The sequence below is a fragment of the Synechococcus sp. MU1625 genome, assembly GCF_020514205.1.
Lineage (GTDB): Bacteria > Cyanobacteriota > Cyanobacteriia > PCC-6307 > Cyanobiaceae > Parasynechococcus.
Genome location: NZ_VTLA01000012.1, coordinates 40,740 through 48,290, shown reverse-complemented (window position 1 = coordinate 48,290; position 7,551 = coordinate 40,740). Strand labels below are relative to the sequence as shown.

At 61.7% G+C, this 7,551-nt stretch carries 5 protein-coding genes and 2 pseudogenes; 3 read left to right on the top strand and 4 right to left on the bottom strand.

Annotation, left to right across the window (positions count from 1 at the left end; all coding sequences use genetic code 11):
• Window positions 1-143: pseudogene (locus FZX13_RS12855) on the top strand (photosystem II D2 protein (photosystem q(a) protein)); the annotation flags it as partial.
• 51 nt (window positions 144-194) lie between these two features.
• On the opposite strand, the gene FZX13_RS12850 reads toward FZX13_RS12855, so the two are convergent.
• Window positions 195-890 (bottom strand): hypothetical protein, encoded by a 696-nt coding sequence (locus FZX13_RS12850; RefSeq protein ID WP_226409875.1) that lies wholly within the window; start codon window positions 888-890, stop codon window positions 195-197.
• Window positions 891-1,022: 132 nt separating this feature from the next.
• On the opposite strand from FZX13_RS12850, the gene FZX13_RS12845 reads away from it, so the two are divergent.
• Both FZX13_RS12845 and FZX13_RS12840 read left to right on the top strand, forming a co-directional pair.
• Window positions 1,023-1,958, top strand: a complete 936-nt coding sequence (locus tag FZX13_RS12845; RefSeq protein ID WP_226409874.1) for a hypothetical protein — start codon at window positions 1,023-1,025, stop codon at window positions 1,956-1,958.
• A 29-nt stretch (window positions 1,959-1,987) separates the two neighbouring features.
• Window positions 1,988-3,478: pseudogene (locus FZX13_RS12840) on the top strand (DUF2079 domain-containing protein); the annotation flags it as partial.
• A 7-nt stretch (window positions 3,479-3,485) separates the two neighbouring features.
• Here the strand turns inward: FZX13_RS12840 and FZX13_RS12835 are convergent.
• From FZX13_RS12835 to FZX13_RS12825, 3 genes are read right to left on the bottom strand one after another with little or no spacing between them, the layout of a single operon-like run.
• Window positions 3,486-4,934: a DUF2079 domain-containing protein gene (locus tag FZX13_RS12835; protein WP_226409873.1), complete on the bottom strand. Its 1,449-nt coding sequence runs from the start codon at window positions 4,932-4,934 to the stop codon at window positions 3,486-3,488.
• A complete protein-coding gene (locus FZX13_RS12830; protein WP_226409872.1) occupies window positions 4,912-6,447 on the bottom strand; it encodes a glycosyltransferase family 39 protein in 1,536 nt (511 codons plus the stop codon). Before FZX13_RS12830 ends, FZX13_RS12835 begins: the two co-directional genes overlap by 23 nt.
• Window positions 6,410-7,540 (bottom strand): glycosyltransferase family 2 protein, encoded by a 1,131-nt coding sequence (locus FZX13_RS12825; RefSeq protein ID WP_226409871.1) that lies wholly within the window; start codon window positions 7,538-7,540, stop codon window positions 6,410-6,412. Before FZX13_RS12825 ends, FZX13_RS12830 begins: the two co-directional genes overlap by 38 nt.
• Between the last annotated feature and the right edge of the window lie 11 nt (window positions 7,541-7,551).

Genomic DNA, 7,551 nt, shown 5'->3' with positions numbered 1-7,551 from the left:
CAGAAGATCCCGAATTTGAGACCTTCTACACCAAGAACATCCTTCTGAATGAAGGTCTGCGTGCCTGGATGGCACCGGCTGACCAGCCGCACGAAAACTTCGTCTTCCCTGAAGAGGTTCTGCCCCGCGGCAACGCCCTCTGATCGCAAGAAGATTGTTTCCATCAACCGCCCAACAGGGCGGTTTTTTTTGGTTTATTGGTCGTCTTGAGTGGCAGTCAAACGAAGAGTGATGTCGACGCTGTCCTGTTGGGCCAGCAGTGCAAGCATCAGCGCATGGATAAGAAGAATGATCCCAACCAGTTCCAGTGCTTCTTCGAGGCCTGTGATGGCGCCATACCAGGGGCTATGCAGGCGGATCAGACTCGATCGAACAGCAAAGCTGCCGATCATCTCCATGCCAATGGCTCCGCCCACATAGACGGCGCCTGAACGCAGCAACCCTGTTGCCGTTGCTCTGGGGATCGACCCGAGAAAGCTTCGAAATGTCCAGAGCATGATGAGGGCGAGGGCGGCGTAGGGCACCACCCAGGTGGATGCCAGGGCGGGGTGCACCTGGTGTCGTAGCCCTGGAATGATCAGGATCTCGTGAATCTGCAGTGCTTCATCGAGCGCCAGAAAGATGAAAATCTTCGACAGCAAACGCCAGTCATCTGCTGCGTCGGGGTTGCTGTTGTGACCCAGTCGCTGCATCAACAGTGCTGATATCAGCAACAGCGAGCTGCTGAACAGGGTGGGCAGGTTGAGCTCCCGGTCCATGTTGAGGCTGTCGAGCCAATGCTTCTCGGCCCCGAAGCCATAAATGCCCACTTGAACGACGCAGTGGGCCACCAGAAACCCTGCGGTGATGGCCAGCAGCAGGTTGCGAACAGACCTGGGAGTGAGGGGCATGATCCCTTCTTGGCTGTGGTCTGCTGCTTTGGATTGCTGAGTCACGATTGGATGGTGCGGAGGACGAACAACGGCCCCGCTCTTCGGTTCTAAACCTCTGCTTAACCTGCGCTTCGCGCAAGAGACGGGTTGGTGGCAGTGATCTACACACGGGGTCGCGGCCTCAAGACCGCTCTTACCAGATTGTTTGTGGTGATTGCGGCAGCGTCTCTACTGACGGTGGTGGTGCAACTGGTGAGCACTGCGTCTGGCGGATCTTCCCTGGATCTCGGTTGGGGTGTCTTAGCGGGGGTGACTACGGCCATGGCGATCTGGGCTGCCCGCTCCAAGTGGTTACTGCGGTTGCTGTCGGTTGCCGATCCCTTGGCTCATCAAGGGCGTTCCCGCGCGGTCTGGGGGCTCCTGGCTCTTGTGGTTTTGCTTGTGGTGGCGCTGAAGACCGGCTCGGCGGATCGTGATGCCTACAAAAATCTGGTGTTTGGCGAAGGGGGGCTGGTCGAGTGGAGCCAAGTGCTTGTCCTGGTGCTCGCCACCCGAGCGGCCTGGCTGATCGGCACTGATTTGAATGCACGTCTGGAGGAACGCCGACCCGGGCACCTGTTCCAGATCGGTGCCGGATGCCTGGCCCTGGTCTTGATGGAGGAACTCGCCTGGGGTCAGGTGATCTTCAGTTGGCGGACTCCGCCCTTGTTGAACGAAATCAATGCCCAGAACGAGACGACCCTGCACAACATCGGTTGGTTTCAGGATCGACTGGATGTCGGCACGTTCTTCGCGACCCTTGGGGTTTTGGCTGTTGTGGTTTTGGCGCCTCGCTGGATGCGAGCTCTAACCAAACAGTGTTCGGAGCCGATGGCGGCCGTGGCCAGGGCCCTCACCCCCGCTTCCTACAGCTGGCCGTTGTTCCTGGCGGTTTCTGCACTGGCGTTCTTCATTGCCACGCGGACCTTTTCCGACGTGATCCTCAACCGGGATCAGGAGTGGGGTGAGCTGGTGCTGTACGCGTCGATCTATCTCTTGCTGCTGCGGACGCGGGTGCTGCTTGGCCCCGTGCAGGACGCTCCGTAACCTGCCCAAAATCCATCCAGGACGGCTGCATGCGTCGACCCAGCGGCATTGATGCGCCTTCCACGACACGGTGGCCACGCAACGTGTTCGCGATGGCGGGCCTGTTTGCCCTGATCTGCTTTGCGTTGCAGGCCTGGAGGCTCTTCAGCCTCAGCGCGACCTATGACCAAGCCCTGTTTCTGCAGGAACTCTGGGCCACCGCTCAGGGGCGACCTTTTGAAAGCAGCCTTTCATCCGTGTTGTCCGGAGCGGTGGTGGTCGGCGATGGCCTTCCGTCCATCGATTACTTGCACTTGGGGCAGCACGCCAACGTCCTCACCGTGCTCATGGCCCCCCTGGTGGCTGTGTTCGGAATGTGGGCGCTTCCTTTGCTTCAGGTGGGGCTTCTCGCCGCTGCGGGGCTCGTGTTGTGGAGATTGGCCGACTCGCGACTGCCGCGCCCCTTGGCGGAGCGGATCACGCTGGCTTACTTCCTCAGTGGCGCGGTGATTGGTCCGGCCCTCGAGAACTTTCACGATCTGGTTTGGTTGCCTTTGTTGGCGTTCCTGGTGGTGGGAGGCCTGCTCGATGGCTGCCGTTGGCGGGTGTGGCTGTTTGGTGCCTTGTTGCTGTTGGTGCGAGAAGACAGTGGTTTGTTGCTGTTTTCACTCGGGCTTTGGGCCTTGGTCCGTCGTCCCGGTCAACGCATCACCGGCGCCCTGCTGATGCTCGTTTCCTTTGCGTGGGTTGTGTTGGTCACCGGATGGATTCAACCGATGGTGGACTCCTCCTTGTCGGATCGCTTTCTGAAGGAGAAGTTCGGCCATCTGGTGGACGATCCGTCGGGGGGAACCGTTGCTGTGCTTTGGGCGATGCTGCGCCAGCCCCTGGCCTTGCTGGACGCCTTGGTGTCGCCGCCGGGAGCAACCCTCGGCTTTGTGCTGGCGTTGAGCCTGCCGCTCGTGTTGGTGCCCCTGCTCTCGGTGGATGCGGCTTTGCTGATGTTGGCTCCGTTGCTGATTGCGTTGCTCTCCCAGGGGCGATCGGCGTTGTCGGTGACGCTGCGCTACGTGCTTGCCCTGGTACCCGGGCTCTATCTCGGTGCTGTGCTCTGGTGGCAACGGCATCCGGAGGTCTGGTCGAAGTTGTGGCTGCGTCGCTGTTGGACCGGGGCCCTGTCCCTTGGCCTTGTGCTCACGCTGGTGGCTAACCCGCATCGCACCTTTTCGGCCGTGATCCCCGACAGTTTTTCCCCTTGGGCCTATGTGTCACCGCAGCAAATGCTGGACCGCCGCGAGGCGGCTTCACAGGCTGTGGCTCTGATTCCAGCTAATGCCAGCGTTTCTGCGGATACGCCTGTGCTGCCGTTGTTGGCACAGCGGGAGGCGGTGATTCGTTTCCCTCGGCATGTTCACTACCGCGATCGCCAGGGACGCGTTCAACCGGTGGACTGGGTTGTCGCCCTGCCCGGTTACTACACGCCGTTGGCTGAGGTGTTCAAGGGTTCGCGCAACAAACAGCAGCGCATTAAGCGGGAACTGCGGCAGCTCAAGGAGACGGGTGACTATCGCTTGGTGCATTGCCATGGCGGGGCTGTTGTTTTGCAGCGGCAGGGGCTCGACACAGCTCCAGGCCCGATGGCCAGCTCCGACAGGTCCAGTTCCTGTCCCTGGCTTGAGTAAGCAAGCTTTTTTGAACCTTTCGGCTCGATCCCCAGCCCGGGTCACTGGGATTGAGCAGCAGCACGTTCCAGGCCGCAGCGTCGTGGGGCATGCTCTGCTTTTTCTTGGGGAAGCTGATGGTGGTGCGCTGGCTGAGCTGCGGTACCAGATAGCTGGTTGTGAGCACCGCGTCCTCTTGTTGGATCAGGACCTTGGCCTCGTGAACGGCCTGCAGCTGGGGCAGTCGGGCCAGGTAGGGCCCGGTGAAGAACCAGGGCTTGGCCAGCACGAGCCAGCAGGCCACAGCCCAGCACAGCATCCAGGGAAACGTCCGCTGGGGTTGGTGTTGCTGCTGCAGACCATCGATGCAGGCCGCCACGGCCACCACCGCAAGGGGCAGGCTGTAGTGATGCACCAGAGTCCGATAGCTGGCGGCCGCAGAGAGCAGATTCACCAGCACCAAGGGCAGCCCGATCAGCAATGTGCTGACGGAGCCCCGACGCCACAGCCAGATGCAGGGCAGGCAGAGCAGCAGCAGGTATTCCGCACCACCGCTCCAATCGAGGCCACTGAGAACGGTGGTTGGATCGCCACCTAAATGGCTGAACATGCGTGATGCGGCTTTGGGCCCTTCGCCGTTCCGCAGCAGTGGATAGAGCCAACGGCTGAGGATGAGCAGCCATCCAATGCTTAGGCCGCCCGCCGCAAGGCTCCAGCGCCAACGCCGGCGCCAGGCAAGATCGATGGCCATGCCGGATGTGATCAGCACAAGGCCATCGCGGCAGCCGAGCAGCAGCAGCAGCAGTGCCAACCAGAGCCGGGGGCGGCCTTCGCGTTCGGCCCAGAGCGCCAGAGCAAAGGCGGGCATCACCCAGGTTTCGGGATGGAAATCAAACAAAGCGGCGTTGAACACCACCGGCTGCAACCACCAGAGGCTGCAAGCCAGCCAGCAGCGTCGTCGCGATAACCCAGCCTGTTCCGCCAGCCACCAGATCGGCAGCGCTGTGAAGCTCAGGGCCAGGGCCTGACTGCCCAAGAGCCAATGCAGGCTGGGCAACATCCGATAGGCCCCCCCGGCCAAATACAGCATCCAAGCTCCGTGGTCGGCCAGCACATGCACCTGCTCCATCGAGGAAATCGGTGCGGCTCCAGATCCGATCAGCCAGGCCCATTGGTCGAACAGTCCGAGGTCGTACGCATTGCTTTGGAGCAGGCCATGCCGCGCCGCCGCAACACCCCAGAGCAGCAGGCCCAGGCCTGCACTCAAGACCACCAGCAACTGGGGGCAGCTAGGGGGGAGCGATGGTTGGGATTTAGCCCTGGGGGTGGAGCTCATCAATCGGAATCAGGTAGGTCTGGCTGCGCGGGTCCACCCAGGCGCCAGGGCTTGCATCCACCATCTCCCGCAGAATTCGTTGCCGCTGCTCCGGCATCGGCCGGTAGGTCTTGTCCCACATGAAGCTGCCGGCGAGATGGCTGGCTCCGGCCTTCTTCCAGCGCTGGATCCGCTCCGGTGTGAGTTGCTTGCTGGAGATCAGCCAGCCCTGACGGCGGGCCAGGTTGAGCAAGGTTGGATCGGTGCTGGTGACACTCACGATCCGTGCGTCGATCGGCAGATCCCTGCGGATGGTGAGGGCTAGGGGCATCCATGCCTGACGTTGCCGATGCTCCACGGCCCAGTAATCCAGCGAGAGCACCGTGAGACTCACCACCAGGGCAAGGCTGAGCAACAGCCGACGTTGCCAGCGGGGGCGATGTTGTTTCCAGTTCTGCCAGCCGAGGCCGATGAGCGGAGAGCTGAACAGAAGCAGCGGCAGCTGGTAATACTCATGAATCGTGCTTGAGCGCATGGTGGCGATTGTGCAGAGCAGAACGCCCAGCAGTCCGCTGATGGCGATCTGTCCGCCTCCGCTGCGCCAGCTCGCCCTGAGGCCGAGCAGCAGGAAGGGCACTCCCACCAGTGCCAGGAGACGCAGGCCAATCCGCAGCAGAAGGTTGATCCAACCGTTGAGGTCCAACAGAAGACTGAGGCTGCTGCGATCGGCTCCCGACCCCCAGAACCCAAAGCTCAGCCCACTGGCTTGTCCCAGTTGATGGGCATGCCAGTACCAGCCGGCGATCGCCCCAAGGCTGGTGCTGATGTAAAACCAAAATCCTGGATGCCTTAGCAGTCGCATCAAGCGATTGAGCAGGGTTTTCCAAGGGGTGGCATGGTTCTGGGGGTTGGTGCTGAGTTGCACCATCAGCAGGGGCAGTCCCAGCCAGAGCAGGGGAATCACCTTGATCAAGCCCGCTGTGGTGAAGCAAAGCCAGCTCAGCGCTAGAGCCCATGGCAATCGTTGTTCACGCCAAAGGCTCAGGCTTTCCAGGGCCCCTGCGGCACAGAGCAGCAGCAGGGCTTCGGCTTGGAAGGCGCGCCCGAAATACACCCCCAAGGGTGCGATGGCAAAAGCCAGGCCAGCCCACCAACCGGATTCGGGGCTAAACCAACGCCGGCCGAGTCGCATCACCAGCCAGATGGTCAGCCCGCTGCAGAGCACCGACAGACCGCGACCCAGCCATTCCTGCACGCCCATCAGGGTGTAGAGGCGGCTCACCAGAAAGGGGTAGATGGGAAATTCCGACTCCACAAAGCCGGCACTGGCCCCACTCCAGTCGATCTGAGGTAGCCAGATCGGTGTGCCCGCCTGGCTGAAATGCCTAGCCATGGCTGCCGTGTCGGCCTGCCGCCAGCTGTGAATGCCGAGCACCGGCATCCAGATCTGCACCAGCCTCAGCAGGCTTCCCAGGCCGATGGGCAGCCAGGCCGGCCTAGGGGCTATTCCAGACAAAGCGGGATGAAGCCGCATAGTTCCAGACGTAGACGACAACAATGCCCGCTAATTGGGCCCAGAGCGCATGGGCCTGGATCAGGGTGTAGAAACTGGTGGCCAGGCCGACGTTGGCAAGTGCCGGCAGGGAGGCCACCAGCAGGAACTTCAGCAACCCCCGAATCAGTTGCCGTCCGCTCTGACGCCGATCGCGAAAAGTGAGAGCGTTGTTCACCAGATAGTTCGAGCTTGCTGCTGTGATCACGGCCACTGGCAGAGCCTGCTGAAACGAGAGGTTGAGCAGGCCCATCAGCAGAGCGGTGGACATCAGCTGAACCACCACACCCGAGGCGCCAACAAGCCCGAAGCTGATCGCCCGCCGCGGCAGCAGCCGCAGGGTTGCGGTGTGAATCAGGGACACCAGGAAGTCCCAGAGGATGGCGAGGTCGAGCTTGGAGTTGCCATGCAAACGCGGCTGAAAGCTCAGGGGGATTTCACCCACCTGCAGGCGGCCGCTGCTGATCGCCAGGAGCTCGTAGAAGAATTTGAAGCCGTTGACGTCCACCTGGCGCACCAGTGGTAGACAGCTGTTGAGCCGCAGCACCATGAAACCGCTCATGCAATCGGTCAGGTGCCGATAGGACTTTGGAAGACTCCAACGGGCCAGACGGTTGGCGAGGGTGGAACCATCGGTGCGTCGATCACTGAGGCCGCGAATTTCGGAGTGGTCTAGGAATCGGCTCCCCGCGACCAAGTCCAGGTCGTCGCGTTCAAGCAGTCGCACTGCCTCCCCAACGGAACTGGGCTCGTGCTGGCCATCGCTGTCCATCACCACGGCGGTGGAATAGAGGGCTGCGATGAGTCCTTCTTTGATGGCGCTGGCGAGTCCGGAGCGTCCCACCCGCTGAATGATCCGGATCCTGGGGTCCTGACGGGCCAGACTGCGCACCAGATCAGGGGTCCCGTCCCGGGAATCGTCATCGACGACCAGGATTTCGAGCGGATGATCGGTCCCCAGCCGCAAGAGTGATTCGATCACTTGGCGGATCGACCCGCCTTCGTTGAAAGTGGGCAGCACGATGGACAGGCCGCTGTGGCTTGTCTGTCCTTCACGTTCCGCGGTGGACGACACAGTGCGCTCCA